The sequence below is a fragment of the Paraburkholderia sp. JPY419 genome, from assembly GCF_050435705.1.
Classification (GTDB): Bacteria; Pseudomonadota; Gammaproteobacteria; order Burkholderiales; family Burkholderiaceae; genus Paraburkholderia; species Paraburkholderia youngii.
Genome location: NZ_JBNDKV010000001.1, coordinates 1 through 18974 on the forward strand (window position 1 = coordinate 1; position 18974 = coordinate 18974).

Annotated in this window: 16 protein-coding genes; 7 read left to right on the forward strand and 9 right to left on the reverse strand. The window is 64.0% G+C overall.

Annotation, left to right across the window (positions count from 1 at the left end; translation table 11 throughout):
• The 4 genes from QFZ91_RS00005 to QFZ91_RS00020 all read right to left on the reverse strand — a co-directional run.
• Positions 1-795 (reverse strand): trehalase family glycosidase (locus QFZ91_RS00005; RefSeq protein ID WP_429565778.1); only part of this gene is annotated, 795 nt, incomplete at its 3' end.
• A 334-nt stretch (positions 796-1129) separates the two neighbouring features.
• Positions 1130-2617 (reverse strand): alkaline phosphatase family protein, encoded by a 1488-nt coding sequence (locus QFZ91_RS00010; protein WP_429565779.1) that lies wholly within the window; start codon positions 2615-2617, stop codon positions 1130-1132.
• Positions 2618-2805: 188 nt separating this feature from the next.
• Positions 2806-4722 (reverse strand): potassium transporter Kup, encoded by a 1917-nt coding sequence (locus QFZ91_RS00015; protein ID WP_429565780.1) that lies wholly within the window; start codon positions 4720-4722, stop codon positions 2806-2808.
• Positions 4723-4958: 236 nt separating this feature from the next.
• Positions 4959-5633, reverse strand: coding sequence for a glycosyltransferase (locus QFZ91_RS00020; RefSeq protein WP_429565781.1), 675 nt, complete (start codon positions 5631-5633; stop codon positions 4959-4961).
• Positions 5634-6118: 485 nt separating this feature from the next.
• On the opposite strand from QFZ91_RS00020, the gene QFZ91_RS00025 reads away from it, so the two are divergent.
• Genes QFZ91_RS00025 through QFZ91_RS00045 form a run of 5 tightly spaced genes read left to right on the forward strand, consistent with a single transcriptional unit; the run spans position 6119 to position 11437 of the window.
• Positions 6119-6814 (forward strand): TetR/AcrR family transcriptional regulator, encoded by a 696-nt coding sequence (locus QFZ91_RS00025; RefSeq protein WP_429565782.1) that lies wholly within the window; start codon positions 6119-6121, stop codon positions 6812-6814.
• The gene (locus QFZ91_RS00030) at positions 6811-7776 is read left to right on the forward strand and encodes an HlyD family secretion protein (protein ID WP_429565783.1); all 966 of its coding nucleotides are present in this window, start codon (positions 6811-6813) and stop codon (positions 7774-7776) included. The genes QFZ91_RS00025 and QFZ91_RS00030 overlap by 4 nt, the downstream gene beginning before the upstream one ends.
• On the forward strand, positions 7773-8759 hold the full coding sequence (locus QFZ91_RS00035) for an ABC transporter ATP-binding protein (protein WP_429565784.1): 987 nt from the start codon (positions 7773-7775) through the stop codon (positions 8757-8759). Before QFZ91_RS00030 ends, QFZ91_RS00035 begins: the two co-directional genes overlap by 4 nt.
• Positions 8760-8791: 32 nt before the next feature.
• The gene (locus tag QFZ91_RS00040; protein WP_368623772.1) at positions 8792-9907 is read left to right on the forward strand and encodes an ABC transporter permease; all 1116 of its coding nucleotides are present in this window, start codon (positions 8792-8794) and stop codon (positions 9905-9907) included.
• Between the two features lie 12 nt (positions 9908-9919).
• Entirely contained in the window at positions 9920-11437 is a 1518-nt protein-coding gene (locus QFZ91_RS00045; RefSeq protein ID WP_429565785.1) for an efflux transporter outer membrane subunit, read from the forward strand.
• Between the two features lie 12 nt (positions 11438-11449).
• Here the strand turns inward: QFZ91_RS00045 and QFZ91_RS00050 are convergent, their stop codons facing one another.
• The 5 genes from QFZ91_RS00050 to benA form a co-directional block, all read right to left on the reverse strand.
• Positions 11450-12667 carry a benzoate/H(+) symporter BenE family transporter gene (locus QFZ91_RS00050; RefSeq protein ID WP_429565786.1) on the reverse strand — a complete coding sequence of 406 codons (1218 nt, stop codon included), beginning with the start codon at positions 12665-12667 and terminating at the stop codon, positions 11450-11452.
• A gap of 173 nt (positions 12668-12840) precedes the next feature.
• Positions 12841-13632: a 1,6-dihydroxycyclohexa-2,4-diene-1-carboxylate dehydrogenase gene (locus tag QFZ91_RS00055; protein ID WP_429565787.1), complete on the reverse strand. Its 792-nt coding sequence runs from the start codon at positions 13630-13632 to the stop codon at positions 12841-12843.
• On the reverse strand, positions 13629-14651 hold the full coding sequence (gene benC / locus QFZ91_RS00060) for a benzoate 1,2-dioxygenase electron transfer component BenC (protein WP_429565788.1): 1023 nt from the start codon (positions 14649-14651) through the stop codon (positions 13629-13631). Before benC ends, QFZ91_RS00055 begins: the two co-directional genes overlap by 4 nt.
• A 25-nt stretch (positions 14652-14676) precedes the next feature.
• Positions 14677-15168, reverse strand: coding sequence for a benzoate 1,2-dioxygenase small subunit (benB, locus tag QFZ91_RS00065; RefSeq protein WP_176111472.1), 492 nt, complete (start codon positions 15166-15168; stop codon positions 14677-14679).
• Positions 15165-16532, reverse strand: a complete 1368-nt coding sequence (gene benA, locus QFZ91_RS00070; protein ID WP_429565789.1) for a benzoate 1,2-dioxygenase large subunit — start codon at positions 16530-16532, stop codon at positions 15165-15167. Before benA ends, benB begins: the two co-directional genes overlap by 4 nt.
• 445 nt (positions 16533-16977) lie before the next feature.
• On the opposite strand from benA, the gene QFZ91_RS00075 reads away from it, so the two are divergent.
• Together QFZ91_RS00075 and QFZ91_RS00080 are read left to right on the forward strand one after the other, a co-directional pair.
• Complete coding sequence (locus QFZ91_RS00075; RefSeq protein WP_176111474.1) at positions 16978-17895, forward strand: LysR family transcriptional regulator; 918 nt, start codon at positions 16978-16980, stop codon at positions 17893-17895.
• A gap of 287 nt (positions 17896-18182) precedes the next feature.
• Positions 18183-18956, forward strand: coding sequence for an ABC transporter substrate-binding protein (locus QFZ91_RS00080; protein ID WP_429565790.1), 774 nt, complete (start codon positions 18183-18185; stop codon positions 18954-18956).
• Positions 18957-18974: the final 18 nt, after the last annotated feature.

Below are 18974 nucleotides of genomic sequence, written 5' to 3' on the forward strand. Positions count from 1 at the left end.
ACGGCGCAGCTCGGGCAGATAACGGGCGTAGACCTGATCGCCCTTTTTGCGCGCGACGAGCTGCACCATCTGCGCGAAGAACGGCGGCTGCGAACGGCTCAGGTAATACGTGCGATTGCCATTGGGGATATGGCCATAGCGGTCGATCAACGTCGAGAAATTGTTCAGCTCGTCGTCGACGAGCGCGCGCTGGCCGCTCGCGTCGAGCCCCAGCAGAATGAAGTACGAATCCCAGTAGTAGATCTCGTCGAAGCGGTCGCCCGGCACGATGTACGACGACGGCAACGGCAACAGCGAAGCGTACGGGCTGGCGCTCGCATCCGGTTCGCGGCGCAGCACGTTCCACAGCGTATCGATGTGCGTGGTGACGCTTTCGTTCGGATCGGACACATAGCGCTTCGGCTCGCGCGGGGGCAGTGTGAAGCGCTGTTCGACGAATTGCTTCAGGTCGAAGCGCGGCTGAGCGCGCTGGCTTTCGTAGTCGGCGATGACTTGCGGCGGCGGCTCGTTTGGCGACATGTCGGCGAACGTCTTGCTGTCCGGGTACAGATGCGCGAGTTCGACGTCGCGATACAGCTCGCCATACAGCTCGGATGGCGGCGTCGGCACGACCGGCGACGGCTGCGCGTGATCCGTGTTGCCAACGCGCCCGGCCGCGGCGCTGCTCCCGGCATTCGCAGCGGCAGCCGATGCGGGCAGCGTAAGGACCGGCACGGCCGGCTGGGTCGGCGCGACCGTCGGCGCGGATTGCGCGGTGACGCTGCTGCTTGCGGCGAGCGCAAGCGCGGTGGCCACGGAGGCTAGAACGCAGCGGTACGGCCGCTCGCGGGAAGACCAAACGGGAAGATCGGAACGAAATGGCATCGGCGGACCCGTTGAGGACGACGCGGTGACGTCGACGTAGGCGGCCCGCCGCGCGTGCCGATCCTATGCTGCACGCCACCGCGGGGCTTCGAGAGGGTCTCGCCAGCAAATGCGGGGCCCGCTCCGCAAAACGATGTCGCGCGCAAGCGCTCTTTACCGGGTGCTAACCAGGTTCTTACCGAACTGCGCTCGAAGCATGAGCCTTCATCGGGCCGCGCGGTCCGGCGCCGGCTTGCGGCCCGCTCATTCTAGGCGGAAACCGCCGTTAGCCTCCGGTCGCGAATCCTAATGACGCCGCCTTCGCGCGAAGATTCGCGAAGCGGTCCGCCGTCGGGTTGATCGCCCGCTTTTGCGACTGATCGATCGCCGATAGCGAGCTCGACGGCGAAGGCGCGACCGCCCCCAGGCAGGTTCCGCCGAACGGCCCCTGGGCGACCGTGAACGCGGGAGCGTCGGTGCGGGGCGCGCCGTTGAAATCGAGCGCGTAAGCGAGATTGAAGGTCGCCCGATCGCCGCCGCGCACGCCGAGCGGCTGCAAGCCGAAGCGCCATTGCAGCAGCGCGTGAATCGAGCTGGGGTCGAACGGATAGCGCGTGATCGAACCCGCGCGCACGCGCGGGCCCAGCAGCGCGAGCGGCACGCGAAAGCCGAGCTTGCCGTCGTTGCCGAGCGTGAGCTCGTTGTTGCTGATCGGCCTGGTGGGCGGCACCACGTGCTCGAGAAACCCGCCCCATTCGTCGTAGACGACGATCATCAGCGTGCGGCTCCACGTCGGGCTCGTGCGCAGCGCCTCGTAGACCTGCGCGAGAAACGCCTCGCCGTCGCGGATGTCGGCATGTGGATGATCGTCGGAGGAAACGCCTTCCGGCTCGCCCGTAAATGACGGATCGATCATGCAGAACGGCGGCAGCGTCCCCGCCGCGGCATTCACGAGGAAATCCGCAAACGGGCGCGAAATGCCGACATACCGCGTGCCATAAAGCGCCGTGATCGGCACGTCGTGGTAGTAGTAGCGAGCGTCGACATCGGCGTCGCTCAGCTTGTCCCAGATCGTCGCGAGCGACGACGTGTCGGCGCTGTCGTCGAGCCGGTCCGTTGCGCCGCTGTGCAGATAGAGGCGATTGGGAAACGTGCTGGTCAGGATGCCGCTGAAGTAAAAGTCGCCGATCGTGTAACTGCTGGCCACGGCGTTGAAAAATTGCAGATCGGCCTGCGTGTAGAAGCCGATAGGCAGCAGGTCGCCCCGGCTCAGGCTCGTGCCCGGCGTGAGCAGCCAGCCATTCATCGCACCCGATGCCAGTTGCGTGCGGCCCCCCGAAAAGCTGTGATTGGGGTCCAGGAACGCGCACGCCTGATAGCCGTACGCGGCATTCGCCGCGAGCGAAAACGGCGTTTGCGTCGCGCCGAACGCGTCCTTGAACTTCTGGTTCGCGGGCATGCCCTCGGCGCCCGGCACCCAGCCGAGGAAATGGTCGAACGAACGATTTTCCATCGTGACCAGCACGATGAAGTCGATGCCCGAGCTGGCCGGCGCGGGCAACGCCGGGCGCGGCAGGCTATAGCGGTCAGCGGCGTTGGGCGCCGGAATGTCGGTAATCGAGGGCGCGGGGTCGCCGCCTCCTCCGCCCGTTAAGTCGTCTCCGCCCGATCCGCCACCGCAACCCGATAGCGCAACGCTGCCGGCCACCGCGGCTACGCCAGCAAGAAAGCGGCGGCGGTCGTGTGCATGAGTCTTGTGAGTCTCGTCGCCCATCACACGCCTCCTGATTGGCTGCGGCGCGGGCATTCGTCCATGCCTGCCTGCCGCGAAGCAACCCGCGCGCGCCGATTGGAGCGGCGGTTGGCCGTTGGCAGCAAGTTTCGAACCCGAGGGATTGGCGGGCCGTTGCGAAGTGGCGATGTCCAACGAATGACTTCAAAGGTAGATGAGGCCTGGTCCGCCTAGATCTCCACGCGCGCGCCGACTTCGATCACCCGATTGGCCGGCAGTTTGAAGAAAGCCGCGATATTGCCCACGTTGTGCAGCATCACCGCGAACAGCCGCTCGCGCCATAGCGCCATGCCGTGGACGCGCTTGGGCACGACAGCCGCGCGGCTCAGGAACCAGGATGTGTCGTCCAGGTTGAACGTGAGTTCCGGCGACTTGTAGGCGGCCAGCGTGCGCGGCAAGTCCACTTCGTCCTTGAAGCCGTAATTCACCGTTGCGTGCCAGCAACCCGCGCACAGCGGCCTGATCTGCACGCGCTCGCTGTCGGCCACCTTCGGCACGCTTTTCGTGATTACGCTCAGGAAAACCGTGCGCTCATGCAGCACACGGTTGTGCCGCAGGTTGTTGACGAGCGCGTGCGGCACCGCTTCGGCGTCCGGCGTCAGGAAGATCGCCGTGCCGCCCACGCGCGTCGGCGAACTTTCGAGCAGCGTGGTGAGGTACTGTTTGAGCGGCGTCTTTCCCGCCCGCGCGCGCGCTTCGGCCAGCATCATCTCCCAGCCGCGTCCCCACGTCGCCATGATCGTGAACATGATCGCGCCGACCACGAGCGGGAACCAGCCGCCGTCGACGATCTTGAGCAGATTCGCCGAGAAGAACAGCGCGTCGATCACGAAGAAGAACGAGGTGGAGAGCACGCACAGCAGCCAGTTGTAGCGCCACGCGTAACGCACGACGAAGAACGTCAGGAACGTGGTGATCAGCATCGTGCCGGTCACGGCGATGCCATACGCGGCCCCGAGCGCCGTGGACGAGCGGAAGCCCAACACCGCCGCGACCACGGCGATCAGCAGAATCCAGTTGATGCCGGGCACGTAGATTTGCCCGATCTCGCGCTCCGACGTATGTACGATGTTCATGCGCGGCAGGAAGGAAAGCTGCATGGCCTGCATCGTCATCGAATAGGTACCCGAAATAACGGCTTGCGACGCGATCACGGTGGCGATCGTCGCCAGCACGATCATCGGCACGATGGCCCACTGCGGGAACAATCGGTAGAACGGGTTTTGCACCGCGCCAGGGTTCGCCAGCAGCAGCGCGCCCTGGCCCAGATAGTTCAGCGCGAGCGCGGGAAAAACGACGCCGAACCACGTAACACGGATGGGCCGCTTACCGAAATGGCCCATGTCGGCGTAGAGCGCCTCGGCGCCCGTCAGCGACAGCACCACCGCGCCGAGCGCGACGAACGCCAGCCAGCGGTGATGCATGATCAGGCGGAGACCTTCCAGCGGATTAAGCGCGTACAGCACGACCGGCGTGGCTATGATGTTCGCGACGCCCGCCGCGCCGATCACGACGAACCAGAGCACCATCACTGGCCCGAACACGGCGCCGATGCCGCCCGTGCCGTGCTTTTGCGTGACGAACAGCACGATCAGCGCGGCGAGTGTCACCGGAACCACATAGGTTTTGAGCCCGGGCTCGACGACTTCGAGCCCTTCCACGGCGCTCAGCACGGATATGGCTGGCGTGATGACGCTATCGCCGAAGAACAGCGCCGCGCCCATCACCCCCACCACGAGGAGCCCGCGACGCAAGCGCGGCCGCGACGCGATCGACGACGCCGCGAGCGCGAGCAACGCCATGATCCCGCCTTCGCCGTGATTATTCGCCCGCAGGATCAGGACGACGTACTTCAGCGAAACGACGATCATCAGCGACCAGAAAATCAGCGAAACGATGCCGACGATATTGAAAGCATTGAGCGTGAGACCGTTGGCGGGATCGAACACGGTGGCGAGCGTATAGAGCGGGCTCGTGCCGATGTCGCCATAGACCACACCGAGTGCGGCCAGCGCGAGCGCTGGAAGCGCCGGTGAGGCGTCGCCGTGGCCTTCCTTCCCCGACGCGGCGGTTGCGGAATGTGCCATGTCTCCCTCCTCATACGAATCGCGCGTGAGCCGTGATGGCCGCGCCGCGGGTTCGCTTCGATTCTTTCGTTTCGTTGACGCGAATTCGTCTCGGTCGTGCGTGCTGGATCGTGCCAGTGCGCTAGAGAAGTATAGAAATTTCCGGCGAAAATGCGCTTTGCGCAGCAGTCACGCATTTGGCCGACGCCGTCGCTCCGTCCACCGTCAGCTCAACGTCAGGTAGAACGGCGCAAGTGTCAGCAGACCGCCTCGTCCGTCCGCCTCGAAGGCGCCGTGCCGGCATGCTCTCCGAGTTCCATGATTTCCACGAGTCGCTGCTGGTAGTGCTCCGGCAAATACTCCGCGAGTGAATAGCTTCTGCCCTTGTCCGCCAGATGTATCGCGAGTCGATCCAGTGCCAGTTCGAGGCTCTGAGGCTCAGACCGAAATTTGATCTTGTTGCCCACCGCGTCAGCGGTCGTCGGCAGGCTGCCGCCGTCGTGGACGAGGGCAGGCAAGCCGAGCATGGCGGCCTCGATAATGACGAGCGGCGCATTCTCGGCTCCCAACGATGGCACGACGACTGCGCCGGCAAATCGCCGCATCCGCGCAAACAATTCCTCCTGCGGCAGTCTGCCGAAAAAAACCAGTTTGCCGCGCTCGATCAGCGACGCGAAGCGCTGCTCCATCGCACGACGATCCGGACCGTCCCCGTAGACTCCTAATACGTCAATACGATGAAAGTTCACGCTCTCTGCGAGTTCGATAAATTCCGCGAGTCCCTTTTCCTGTGAAATCCTGCCGACAAAGGCAAGCCTGAATCTCTGCTTGCCAGCAACACGCGAAGGCTGAAACGCGACCGGTACTGAGGAGGGGTTAAAAACGACTCTCGTATTCGTGATGCCACTGCGATGCAGCGCTTCCCCCGACATTCCAGGACTTGGACCACTTGGTGGTTCCCACCGGAAAGCGGGTGTCGTCGAAGCGTTCAACTTCGACCCCGGGCAATCGACTCAGAAGATCTGCCGATTGCTGATAAACAACTTCCGCGCCGCCCATCGACGCATAATCGTTTATTACCAATACCCTGCAGCGCTTCATGTTTAGGCCCGCTGTTGGTGCACATCTCACGACACCGAGTACATGCATGATGGTGGTTAATTCGTCGGGAATTTTATGAAGTCATTTTCGACGACTGTGTGTGAGAGCGCGCCAAGCAAGTAACCGTTCTTTTACTGCGTCTTACAGCCGGGGGGATTTTGGAAGTGCTATTGCGCCGCGAAAGCTTAACGGCGGCCACCCTCAGCCAGGGTTTCCCCTCCTTCAGCACATCAAAACTTGTCCTACTATCAAGGAGTTAAAACTAACTAACTCATCAGTTAGTCCGGTGTCCATGCCGCAAGTCGCCCGTTCCAGAATGGGTCGTCGTCCTCATCCGCAGGACTTCGACGCACGCGAACATCTGCTCGATGTCGCGGTGGCGCTGTTCGCCGAGCGCGGGATCGCCAACACCACAGTGGCGCAGATCGCGGCGGCGAGCGGCGTGACGTCCGCGATGGTGCACTACTGGTTCCAGACCCGCGAAAAGCTACTCGACGCGTTGTTCGAGGAAAAGCTGGTCGCCGCGTTCGGCGCCATCTGGGACCCGGTCGATGCCGAACGCGACGATCCTCTCTCGCTGACGCAAGGCATCGTCAAACGCATGTTCGACGTCACCGAGGCCATGCCGTGGCTGCCTTCGCTATGGCTGCGCGAAATCATCAACGAAGGCGGCCTGCTGCGCGAGCGCGCGTTTGCGCATATCCCCGTGCAAAAGGTCGCCGCGTTCGGTCAGAACATCGCACGCGGTTGCGCGTCGGGTCAGTTGAATGCGCAGCTCGAACCGTTGCTGCTGTTCAACTCGGTGCTCGCGCTCGTGATGCTGCCGCAGGCAACCGCCAGGATCTGGCAACGCCTGAATCCGCGCAGCTCGTTCGATCGCGCGACGCTCGAACGCCACGTCGTCGCACTGCTCACGCAGGGCATGAGCGCAACCACGGCGGTCAAGACCAGCGCCAGGGCAAGGAGCCGGGCGACGTCCACCGCACGCCGAGCGAAAGGAAAGCCGTCATGATTCCGTCCGCCCGCTCATCCACACGTGTCGCGTTGCTTGCGCTGTGCATCGCGTGCGCGAGCTGTTCGCAACAACCGGCGAACACATGGCAAGGCTATGTGGAAGGCGAGTTCCTGTACCTCGCGTCTTCGCAGGCGGGCCAGTTGACCGAGCTCGCGGTCTCGCGCGGGCAGACCGTCGCGCAGAACACGCCGCTGTTCGCGCTCGAAGCGCAGAACGAAACCGACGCCGTGGCGCAGGCCAACGAGCAACTGCGCTCGGCCCGCGCCCAGCTCGCCGACCTCGGAACCGGCAAGCGTCCGCCGGAAGTCAACGTGACGCGCGCGCAACTCGTGCAGGCCGAAGCCGATGCGGCGCGCGCCGCGACCCAGTTCCGCCGCGACCAACAGCAATTCGACGCCGGCGGCATCGCGCAAAGCCAGCTCGACGACTCGCGCGCGAGCGCGCTGTCGAGCGCCGCGCACGTGCGCGAGTTGCAAAGTCAACTCGCCGTCGCGCGTCTGCCGGGACGGATCGAGCAGATCCGCGCACAGCAGGCGCAAGTCGACGCCGCGCAGGCCCAACTCGGCCAGGCCCAATGGAAGCTCGATCAGAAAAGCGTGCACGCGCCGCACGCGGGCCTCGTGTTCGACACGATGTTTCGCAGCGGCGAATGGGTGCCGGCGGGCAGCCCCGTCGTGCGCATGTTGCCGCCGGAAAACGTCAAGGTGCGCTTCTTCGTGCCGCAGGGAGTGGTCGGTTCGCTCGCGCCGGGCCGTCGTGTATCGATTCATTGCGACGGGTGCGCCGCCGATGTGCCGGCCGTGCTCAGCTTCATCTCGGACGAGGCGGAGTACACGCCGCCAGTGATCTTCAGCAACGAAAGCCGCGCGAAGCTCGTGTTCATGGTCGAAGCCAGACCGCGAACCGCCGATGCGCCGAAGCTGCGGCCCGGCCAGCCCGTCACGGTCACGCTGCAATGAGTGCGCCCGCGCCGCCCCCCGCCAACGCCAGCGAGCGCGTGTACGCGATCGATGTGCACGGGCTGAACAAGCATTTCGGCACCAAGCACGTGGTCAACGACGTGACGATGCAGGTGCAGCGCGGCGAGATCTTCGGTTTTCTCGGCCCGAACGGCAGCGGCAAGACTACCTGCATCCGCATGATGTGCGGACTGCTGACGCCGGACTCCGGCAGCGGCACCTGTCTCGGCTACGACATCGTGCGGGACAGCGCGCAGATCAAACGCCGCACCGGCTACATGACGCAGCGTTTCTCCTATTGGGAAGATCTGTCGATCCGCGAAAACCTCGACTTCGTCGCGCGCATCTACGAGATGAAGAACCGCCGCGAGGCGGTGGATCGCGCGCTCGAACAGCTTGGCCTGCAAAGCCGTGAGAAGCAGTTGGCCGGCGCACTGTCGGGCGGATGGAAGCAGCGTCTCGCGCTGGCCGCGTGCATGCTCCATGAACCGGAACTGCTGCTGCTCGACGAGCCGACCGCCGGTGTCGATCCGAGCGCGCGCCGCGACTTCTGGGAAGAGCTGCACCGCCTCGCGGCGCGTGGCATCTCGGTACTCGTCAGCACGCACTATATGGACGAAGCGGAACGCTGCCACAAGCTCGCCTATATCGCGTACGGCAAGCTGCTCGCGCAGGGTACGTCGAAACAGGTGATCGACTCGCAAGGGCTCGTGACGTGGGCCGTGTACGGCCAGAATCTCGTCGAGCTCGGCGACCGGCTGCGCAGCTCGCCCGGCGTCGAGCAGACGGTCGCGTTCGGTTCGTCGCTGCACGTGAGCGGGCCCGACACGCCCGAACTCCACGCGAGCATCGACCAGTTGGAACGCTCGAACTCCACGCTACGAATCGAAAGACAGGAAACCGGCCTCGAGGACGTGTTCATCTTCATGATGAACCGCTCGACCGACAACTATGCAACGCCTTCCGCGGGCAAAGCATCGTGAATTCCGCGCGCCGACTTCCGCGCTTTTCGCTGATGCGTTGGTGGAGCATCGTGCGCAAGGAGTTTTTGCAGCTGAAGCGCGACCGCATCACGTTTGCGATGATGATCGTGCTGCCGATCATGCAGATGGCGCTGTTCGGCTTCGCGATCAATACCGACCCGAAGCATCTGCCGACCGCCGTCATCGCCGCCGATCACAGCGAGTTCACGCGCAGCTTCCTGATGGCGATGCGCAACTCCGATTACTTCGACATCGTCTCGACGCTGCCCGATGAAGAGTCCGGCCGCCGCGCGCTCGCGCAAGGCAAGGTGCTGTTCGTGCTGAATATTCCGGTCGGGTTCACCCGCCAGCTGGCCAAAGGCGCGCGGCCCTCGCTGCTCGTCGAAGCCGACGCGACGGACCCGATGGCGGTGGGCACCGCGCTCGGCGCATTGCCGTCGATCACGCAGTCGGTACTGCAGAAGGACCTCACGGGACCGCTGTCGCCGCTCGCGGTCGGCCCCACCGCTTTCGATGTCCAATTGCACCGGCTCTACAACCCCGAAAGCATCACCCAGTACAACGTGGTGCCGGGCCTGATGGGCGTGATCCTGACGATGACGATGGTGATGATGACGGGCCTCGCGATCACGCGCGAACGCGAGCGCGGCACGATGGAAAATCTGCTGGCTACGCCCGTGCTGCCGCTCGAAGTGATGACCGGCAAGATCGTGCCTTATGTGGCGATCGGTCTGGTGCAGGTCAGCATCATTCTCGCGGCCGCTCGCTTCGTGTTCAACGTGCCGTTCGAAGGTGGTCTGATCGCGCTGTATCTGTCCGCGCTATTGTTCGTCGCGGCCAATCTGACGATCGGCATTACGTTGTCGTCGCTCGCGCAGAATCAGTTGCAGGCCATGCAGCTGACGATGTTCTATTTTCTGCCCAACATCCTGCTGTCGGGGTTCATGTTCCCGTTCGCGGGCATGCCGAAGTGGGCGCAGTACATCGGCAATCTGTTGCCGCTCACCTACTTCAACCGGCTCGTGCGCGGCATTCTGCTAAAAGGCGTCGGTTGGGCCGACATGTGGCCGCATGTGTGGCCGCTGCTGATCTTTCTGTTTGTCGTGATGGGCGTCGCCGTGAAGTTCTATCGACGCACGCTCGATTGAGGAAGGCCTGCAATGTGTTCCGCTCCTCGCTTTCGTGACGTGGTTTTTCATCGCGCGGCTTGTTTATCCGTCACGCGTCGGCTCGCCGCCTGCGGCGCAAGCGCGGCATTGTGCGCGTGCACCGTCGGCCCCGATTTCCATCGGCCCGACGTGACCAGCGTGTCGAACTATACCGCCGCGCCGCTTGCGGCAAGCACGGTCGCCGCCGATGGTCCCGGCGGCGCCGCGCAACACTTCGTGCCGACTGATGTGCCCGGCGACGGCTGGTGGCGCGCGTTCGGCTCGCCGGCGCTGAACGCGCTGGTGCAGCAGGCGCTCGACGACAGCCTGACCCTCGCGCAAGCCCGCGCGAAACTCGACGAAGCGCAGCAGGACTACCGCGCGCAGGCGGGCGGCACGCTGTGGCCGCAGGTCGATGCGAACCTGTCGACTACGCGCGAGAGGATCGATCCCGAAGCGCTGGGCTTCGGCCAGCTGACGCAAGGCCGCGCGTTTGCGCCGTTCACGCTGTACAGCGCGCAAGTCACCGTGTCGTACACGCTCGATCTGTTCGGCGCGAATCGCCGCGCGCTCGAAGCGGTGGCCGCGCAGGTCGACTATCAGCAATACGAACTCGAAGCCGCGCGTTTGACGGTCGCGGGCAATGTGGTGACGGCGGCGATCCGGCGCGCGTCGCTCGCGCGACAGGTCGCGCTCACAGAAGCGCTGCTCGCGAATCAGATGCAGCAACTCGATATCGCCGAACACCGCTATCACGCGGGCGGCATCTCCGAGGTCGATCTGCTGAGTCAGCGCACACTCGTGCAGCAAACCCGCGCGACGTTACCGCCGTTGCGCACGCAGCTTGCACAGACCGATCATCAACTGGCGATCTATCTGGGACGCGCGCCAGCGGAATTGGCCACCACGCACGACCTTGCCGCGCTCGACCTCGATACGCTCGTGCTGCCCGCCGACCTGCCGCTGACCTTGCCGTCGACGCTCGCGCAGCAGCGGCCCGACATTCGCGCGTCCGAGGCGTTGTTGCATCAGGCGAGCGCGAACCTCGGCGTCGCGACCGCGAACCTGTATCCGCGTATCACGCTGTCAGGCAGCGCCGCGACCGAACGGGTCAACGTGTCCGATCTGCTGACGGGTTTCAACGTGTGGAATTTCGGCGCGGGTCTCACGCAGCCGCTGTTTCATGGCGGTGAACTGCTGGCGCGCAAGCATTCGTCCGAGGCGGCCTACCAGGCGGCGCTCGCCGTGTACAAGCAAACCGTGCTGCAGGGACTGCAACAGGTCGCCGACGCGCTGCGCGCGCTCGATCAGGATGCGATTGCGTTGCAGGCGCTCGATGCCGAGCAGCGCAGCGCCCAGCACAGCGCCGGTATTGCGAGTCAGCGTTATGCGGCGGGCGGCATCAGCCAATTGACGCTGCTCGATACGCAGCGCCAGCAATTGCAGACCGGACTCGATCGCACCAAAGCCGCCGCGCAGCGTTATGCCGATACCGCCGCGCTGTTTCAGGCGCTCGGCGCGCGGCCTTGAGTTACCGCTTCGTCATTGGTTTGCCGACGTCTCGCGCCGCACCTTGTTCAGCACGAGGTACGCGAACGAGCCGACCACGATGCCCCAGAACGCGGAGCCGAGCCCGAGGAAGGTCATACCGGATGCGGTCGCGAGAAACGTGATGACCGAGGCCTCGCGATGGTCTTCGTCCTGGATAGCGCCCATCACATTCGACGTGATCGCACCGATCAACGCGAGGCCCGCCAGAATCGCGACGAATTCCTTCGGCAGCATCGTGAACAGCGCGACGATCGCACCGGCGAAGGTCCCGCCGATCAGATAGAACACGCCGTTGGCGATGCCCGCGATATAGCGCTTGTCCGGCTCGTCGTGCGCGTCCTTGCCGGTGCACAGCGCCGCCGTGATCGCGGCGATCACGATCGTGATGCCGCCGAAAAACGCCACGCCGATCGACGCGATGCTAGTCGCTGTGATGATCGGCCGGGCCGGCGTGTGATAGCCGGACACGCGCAGAATCGCCATGCCCGGCAGGAACTGGCCGGTCAGACTGACGACGACGAGCGGCAGCGCAAGACTCAGCGTCGAGCTCAGCGTCCATTCGGGTTGGATGAAGATCGGCCGCGTGACTTGCAGCGGCAGCGCGCCGAGGTGCGCGGCGCCGAGCGCAATGGCGAGCACCGTGCCCGTCAGCAACACCAGCACGATGCAATAGCGCGGCAGCACGCGCCTGAACACGATGTACGCACCGATCATGCCGAACGCCAGCGCCGGCATCGACGCGGCCGCCTTGAACGCATGCGTGCCGAACTGCAGCAGAATGCCGGCCATCATCCCGCAGGCGATGCCCTTCGGAATGCGGCGCACCATGCGATCGAAATAGCCCGATATGCCGATCAGCAGAATGATCACGGCCGCGCTCAGATACGCGCCCACCGCCTGATGCAGCGTCAACGCGGGGAACAGTCCGACCAGCAGCGCGGTGCCGGGCGCGGACCACGCGGTCACGACCGGCACCTTCAGCTTCCAGCTCGCGAAGATGCCGGAGACGGCCGCGCCGATCGAGATGCCCCATACCCACGACGCGACCATCTCGTTGGGCATGTGGGCCGCTTGCGCGGCCTGGAAGAAGATCACGAGCGGGCCCGCGTACGAGATCAGCACGGCCAGAAAGCCGGCCACGATGGCGGACACGGACCAGTCGGCCGCAATGGCGCGCGTGGTGGGCGCCTGGCTAGGGGTGGGATTCATCGTCGATGTGGATCGTGGCAGCCCGCTGTTGGTGACACGCGCCGGGCGGCGCATGTCACCGCGAGTGACCGCGAATCACCGCATGTCACCATCCGGCAGCGGAGTCATTCCGGGCCGATAGTATGAAGGACAATCGCCGCGCGGCCTATCGGCGTCGTTCGGCCCGACGCTCGCTAGCCCTGATCGCCGCCGCCGACCGGCAGCACGGTGCCGGTGATATACGACGCTTCGTCGGAAGCGAGGAACAGGATCGCGCCGACCTGTTCGTCGATCGTGCCGTAGCGATGCATCAGGCTCGACGCGATCGTCTGATCGACGATGCCCTGATACCACGTCGCTTCCTGCTCGCTTTGCGGCGCGGTATTGCGCGGCACGCGGCGCGGCGGCGCTTCGGTGCCGCCGGTCGCGACCGCGTTGATGCGGATGCCGTGTTCGGCATGCTCGAATGCGAGGCTCGCGGTCAGCGCATTGACGCCGCCCTTCGACGCCGCGTACGGCACCCGATAAATACTGCGCGTCGCAATCGACGACACGTTGACGATCGCGCCGCTCGCGCGCTCGAGCATAGCGGGCAACACCGCGTGGCAGCACCACAGCGTCGGGAACAGTGAACGCCGCACCTCGGCCTCGATCTGCTCCGCTTCGTACTCCTCGTACGGCTTCGCCCAGATCGTGCCGCCGACATTGTTGACGAGCGCGTCGATGCGGCCGAACGCATCGATCGCGAAGGCCGTCATCGCAGTCGCGCCCGCATAGGTTTCGAGGTCGGCGATGAACGCGCGCGCGTCGCCGCCGGCGCGCGTAATCTCTTCGGTCACCTCGTGCACGATCTGCGAACGGTCCACCAGCACCACGGCCGCGCCCTCGCGCGCCGCGCGCAACGCGACGCCGCGGCCGATGCCCTGGCCCGCGCCGGTCACGACGAGCACCTTGCTCTTGAAGCGATCGGTAAAGGTCGAAGTCATGCTACGTTGCTCGCCGAGAATTTTTCGTAGTAGAAGTTCGCGGGCTCGACGCTGCTGTCGTGCAGCCAGCCCTGCACCGCTTCGACCATCGCAACCGGGCCGCACAGGTAGACGTCGACGTCGCCGCTATTGAGCCATTCGCTGTCGACGTGCGCGGTCACATAGCCTTTGCGCTCGTGGCTGCTCGCGGCATCGACGACACACGTGCGGTAGCTGAAATTCGGCAGCGTGCGCTGCGCTTGTTCGAGCTGTTCGAGCGCGACCAGATCGATGTCGTGGGTCACGCCGTACACGAGGCGCACCGGCTGCGTGTTGCCGCCCGCCTTCAGCACGTCGAGCATCGACAGGAACGGCGCAATGCCGGTGCCGCCCGCGAGGAACAGCACCGGACGCTGCGGATCGCGCAGATAGAAGCTGCCATACGGACCCGTGAAGCCGATCCGCTGACCCGGCTGCGCATCGCGGCTCAGGAAGCCGCTCATCTTGCCGTCCGGCACGTTGCGCACGACGAACGCCGCGCGCGCCGCGCCCGGCGCCGAGCTGAACGAGTACGACCGGCTCTCGCCGCTCGCGCCCGGAATCTCGACGTTCACGTATTGACCCGCGAGAAAGCTCGGCGCGCTCGCGCCGTCGATATCGATCGAGAAATGGATGGTCGAATCCGACAGCCGTTCGACCGCCGCGAGCGTGCCTTCGAAACGCGACACCCCGGTCTTGCACGCCGCCGACGACGCCTGCACGCGAATCACCAGATCCGAGCGCGGCCGCGTCTGGCACGCGAGGATATAGCCCTTGCCCGCTTCCTCGGGGGTCAACGCATCTTCGACGTAGCTCTCCTCGGGCATGTCGTACGCGCCCGATTCGCACAGTCCGCGGCAGGTGCCGCACGCGCCTTCGCGGCAGTCGAGCGGAATGTTGATCTTCTGCCGGTACGCGGCATCCGACAGCGTTTCGTTCTCACGGCAGCTAATGAAGCGCGTGACGCCGTCTTCGAATTGAAGTGCAATAGTGTGTTCCATGACCTGTCTCCTGCAACCGCACCGGCTAGATGTGGTAGATGTCGATGACCTGATTGATGTAGTCGTTCTTCAGCACGACGTACTTGCTCAGGATTTGCGGCTCGGCGCCGTTGAAGTCGATCACGTAGCGCGACATGCCGAAGTAGCTGTAGTTCGTCTTGTAGCGATGGCTCAGCGTGTGCCAGTTGAAGCGCACCGTGTACACGCCGCTCTCCGCGCTCTCCACTTCGACGTTCGCGACGTTGTGGCTCGTGCGCGTATCGGGCATCGTCGCGCTGGAGCGCTCGGTCTTGATGCGAAACACGCGGTCTTCGAGGCCCTGGCGGTTCGGGTAATAGATCAGCGAAATCTCGCGCTGCGGATCGGTGACGAGCTTGTCCTCGTCGTCCCACGACGGCATCCAGAACGACGCGTCCGGGTGATAGCAGGCGAGCCATTCGTCCCATTGCTCGTCGTCGAGCAGGCGGCTTTCGCGGAACAGGAAAGCCTGAATATCGGTGATGGCGATGTTGCTCATGCGCGGCTCCCCGGCGCGTTCAGCGCCTTTTTCATCGTGTCGATCCAGTAGCGGTGCTGCACCGTGTAGAGGCCTTCGTCTTCGGTTTTCACGCCGCTCATCACGGGGTTCAGGCCGATCTTTTGCGCGGCTTCGTCGGCGCCTTCGATCCAGTGCTTCGAACCGCGGCACATGTCGTTCCATTCGACCGCGCGGGCCGCATAGCCCAACTGGCAGGCGCGGAATTCCTCGAGGTCATCGGGCGTGGCCATGCCGCTCACGTTGAAGAAGTCCTCGTATTGACGGATGCGGCGCGAGCGCGCTTCGTCGGACTCGCCCTTCGGCGCGATGCAGTAGATCGTCACCTCGGTCTTGTTGACCGACAGCGGCCGCAGCACGCGAATCTGGGAGCCGAACTGGTCCATCAGATACACGTTCGGGTAGAGGCACAGGTTGCGCGAGTTCTGGATCATCCAGTCAGCGCGCTCGGCGCCGCAGCGCGCGGCGAATTCCTCGCGGCGGCTGAAGTTCGGACGGTCTTCGGGATTCGCCCAGCGCGTCCACAGCAGCATGTGGCCGTGCTCGAACGCGTAGAAGCCGCCGCCCTGGCGGCCCCAGCTGCCCGCATCCATCGCGCGGATCTTGTCTTCGCGCGCGTTTTCTTCCTTGCGATGATTGGTCGTCGCCGCGTAGTTCCAGTGCACGGCCGACACGTGATAACCGTCCGCGCCGTTTTCCGCGGTCAGCTTCCAGTTGCCTTCATACGTGTAGGTCGACGAGCCGCGTAGCACTTCGAGTCCGTCTTCCGACTGGTCGACGATCATGTCGATGATGAGCGCCGCCTCGCCGAGGAACGTCTCGAGCGGCGGCACGTCATCGCTCAGGCTGCCGAACAGGAAGCCGCGATAGTTGCCGAAGCGCGCGAGCTTCTTCAGATCGTGCGAGCCTTCCTTGTTGAAGCAGTCGGGATAGCCCGCTTCCGACGGGTCTTTGACCTTCAGCAGCTTGCCGCTGTTGTTGAAGGTCCAGCCGTGAAACGGGCACGTATAGGTCGCCTTGTTGCCGCGCTTGTGACGGCACAGCATCGCGCCGCGGTGCGTGCACGAATTGATGAACGCGTTCAGCTCGCCCTGACGGTTGCGCGCGATCACGACCGGCTGCCGGCCCATGTAGGTCGTGAAATAGTCGTTGTTGTTCGGAATCTGGCTTTCGTGCGCGAGATAAATCCAGTTGCCCTCGAAAATGTGCTGCATTTCGAGTTCGAACAGACGCTCGTCGGTAAACGCGCTGCGATGCAGGCGGTAATCGCCGCGCTCGCGGTCTTCGACGAGAAAGTCGTCGATGTTCTTCAATTGTGGAGTGTGATCCGGGTAGATCGGAATCATGCGTGTCTCCTGGTACGGACTGTCGGTATGAGTGCGAAGCACGTGTGTAGGGAGCGGCCTGCCTGCCGCGAGGCCGGCTGGCCCATTCGTCTTTCACGTCGGGGAGTGGAGGCGGTGCGCCTCCGGGGGCTGCGTCAGGTCGCGGCGCGCAAGGGCTCGACCTTCGGCACGAGAGGCGGGATATCGGTGGACAACCCTTTCGGCAGGGTTTCGATTTCAGCGTGTTTCATTGCTGCTCCTGAACTCTTTCTAAGTCTTGGATCCCATGCGCGAGGATTTGCCTGCGCCGTCTCCGTGGGGCCGACCGACGCTTCAGACCGGGCCGAGTTGTCAATGCTCGGGAGGTATAATTTTGCGGGGCGTCTACGGTAACTGAAGGATAGTTGCCCGCCATTTGCATCGTCCAACACTGATTTAGTATCGCGACGATACTTAGAAGGTATTTATGGAATTGCGCCACCTCCGCTACTTCGTCGCCGTTGCCGAGGAATGCAACTTCACCAAGGCCGCCAAACGTCTGCATATTGCGCAGCCGCCGCTGAGCCGGCAGATCCAGCAGCTCGAAGACACGCTCGGCGTGCAGCTGTTCGAGCGCAACTCGCGGCCGCTGAAGCTGACCGAGGCGGGCCGCTTTTTCTATTCGCACGCGGTGCAGCTGCTCGCGCAAACGACGGAAATCGAGGCGATGACGCGGCGCGTCGGCAAGATCGAGCGGAGTTTGTCGGTGGGCTTCGTCGGCTCGACGCTGTACGGCATGCTGCCGAAAATCATCCGGCGCTTTCGCACCGAGAACAGCACGGTCGAGCTGAGCCTGCACGAGATGTCGACGATGGATCAGATCAAGGCGCTCAAGGAAGGCCGCATCGACGTCGGCTTCGGCCGCATTCGTCACGAAGACCCGAGCATCCGGCGCGTCGTGCTGCGCGAAGAACGGATGATCGTCGCGCTGCCGCTCGGCCATCCGCTGATCGACGCGAAGCCGGTGCTGTCAATGCACGACCTGACCAGCGAAACGCTGATCATCTTTCCGAAGGCGCCTCGGCCCAGTTACGCGGACCAGGTGCTGGCCGCGTTTCACGATCGCGGGCTGAAGCCGCAGCGGCTCTACGAGACGCGCGAGTTGCAGATTGCGCTCGGCCTCGTCGCCGCGGGCGAAGGCATCTCGATCGTGCCGGCGAGCGTGTACGGCTTGCAGCGCGGCGACATCGCCTATAAGGACCTCGACGATGAGAACCTCGTGTCGCCGATCATCATGAGCATGCGCATGCTCGACGAATCGGCCGACATCCAGCGCATGCAGGAACTGATCTACGCGCTGTACAACGAACAGCACATGACCTATCTACCGCCTTCGCACCAGTAGCGCGGATCGCGCGGTTCGCGGCTAGACGTCCCTGCGGGTGTCGCCGTAACGAAGTTGTATGGACAAGCTCGTCGCCACGGTATAGACCGCGGGTATACGCGAAAATTCCGGCTGAGCCCGCGGCCTGTCAATCAGCCTGAAAAGCTTGTCTGCAAAGCTTTTTACTCCTATTCTCCGTCTCCCCTCCTGGGTGCGCGTAAGCACTAACCCTGATTGCCGCTCATCGGCCGTACGGGATAATTTGTCTATACAACATCGCACTCGTTGCATCCCTCCCGGAGACTTTGATGAAGAAACTTGCCTTGTCCCTCGCCCTCGCGCTCGCTGCCACCGGCGCTTTCGCCAAAGATTGGTCCACAGTCCGCTTCGGCGTGGATGCGAGCTATGCGCCGTTCGAATCGAAAGCGACCGATGGCAAGCTGGTCGGCTTCGACGTCGATCTCGGCACCGAAATCTGCCGTCGTCTGAATGCGAAGTGCGTGTGGGTCGAGCAGGACTTCGACAGCATGATTCCGGCACTGAAGGCGAAGAAGTTCGACGGCGTGCTGTCGTCGATGTCGATGACGCCGAAACGTGCTGAACAGATCGCTTTCTCGTCGAAGCTGTTCAATACGCCGACACGACTCGTCGCGAAGAATGGCTCGGGTATCGGGCCGACCGCCGACTCGCTGAAGGGCAAGACGGTGGGCGTCGAACAGGGCACGATCCAGGAAACCTACGCGAAGACCTATTGGGAGGCGAAGGGCGTAAAGGTCGTGCCGTACCAGAACCAGGACGCGGTCTACACCGACCTGCAGTCGGGCCGTCTGGACGCAGCGTTGCAAGACGCGGTGCAGGCTGACCAGGGCTTCCTGAAGACGCCGCGCGGCGCGGGCTTCGCCTTCGTCGGCCAGAACATCGACGATCCGAAGATCCTCGGCAACGGCGCGGGCATCGGCATGCGCAAGGAAGACGAAGACCTGAAGATCAAGGTCGACAAGGCGATCGCCGACATGATCAAGGACGGCACGTACAAGAAGATCGAGCAGAAGTACTTCGACTTCGACGTGTACGGCGGCTAAGCCCGCGCGCAACACCAC

What these genes read in the sequence shown, in the direction of transcription:
- QFZ91_RS00080 (WP_429565790.1), top strand. Translation starts at nt 18,183, where the DNA reads ATGAAGAAACTTGCCTTGTCCCTCGCCCTCGCGCTCGCTGCCACCGGC.
- benA (WP_429565789.1), bottom strand. Translation starts at nt 16,532, where the DNA reads ATGATTCCGATCTACCCGGATCACACTCCACAATTGAAGAACATCGAC.
- QFZ91_RS00030 (WP_429565783.1), top strand. Translation starts at nt 6,811, where the DNA reads ATGATTCCGTCCGCCCGCTCATCCACACGTGTCGCGTTGCTTGCGCTG.
- QFZ91_RS00015 (WP_429565780.1), bottom strand. Translation starts at nt 4,722, where the DNA reads ATGGCACATTCCGCAACCGCCGCGTCGGGGAAGGAAGGCCACGGCGAC.
- benB (WP_176111472.1), bottom strand. Translation starts at nt 15,168, where the DNA reads ATGAGCAACATCGCCATCACCGATATTCAGGCTTTCCTGTTCCGCGAA.
- QFZ91_RS00040 (WP_368623772.1), top strand. Translation starts at nt 8,792, where the DNA reads ATGCGTTGGTGGAGCATCGTGCGCAAGGAGTTTTTGCAGCTGAAGCGC.
- QFZ91_RS00035 (WP_429565784.1), top strand. Translation starts at nt 7,773, where the DNA reads ATGAGTGCGCCCGCGCCGCCCCCCGCCAACGCCAGCGAGCGCGTGTAC.
- QFZ91_RS00050 (WP_429565786.1), bottom strand. Translation starts at nt 12,667, where the DNA reads ATGAATCCCACCCCTAGCCAGGCGCCCACCACGCGCGCCATTGCGGCC.
- QFZ91_RS00045 (WP_429565785.1), top strand. Translation starts at nt 9,920, where the DNA reads ATGTGTTCCGCTCCTCGCTTTCGTGACGTGGTTTTTCATCGCGCGGCT.
- QFZ91_RS00025 (WP_429565782.1), top strand. Translation starts at nt 6,119, where the DNA reads ATGGGTCGTCGTCCTCATCCGCAGGACTTCGACGCACGCGAACATCTG.
- QFZ91_RS00010 (WP_429565779.1), bottom strand. Translation starts at nt 2,617, where the DNA reads ATGGGCGACGAGACTCACAAGACTCATGCACACGACCGCCGCCGCTTT.
- QFZ91_RS00020 (WP_429565781.1), bottom strand. Translation starts at nt 5,633, where the DNA reads ATGTCGGGGGAAGCGCTGCATCGCAGTGGCATCACGAATACGAGAGTC.
- QFZ91_RS00055 (WP_429565787.1), bottom strand. Translation starts at nt 13,632, where the DNA reads ATGACTTCGACCTTTACCGATCGCTTCAAGAGCAAGGTGCTCGTCGTG.
- benC (WP_429565788.1), bottom strand. Translation starts at nt 14,651, where the DNA reads ATGGAACACACTATTGCACTTCAATTCGAAGACGGCGTCACGCGCTTC.
- QFZ91_RS00075 (WP_176111474.1), top strand. Translation starts at nt 16,978, where the DNA reads ATGGAATTGCGCCACCTCCGCTACTTCGTCGCCGTTGCCGAGGAATGC.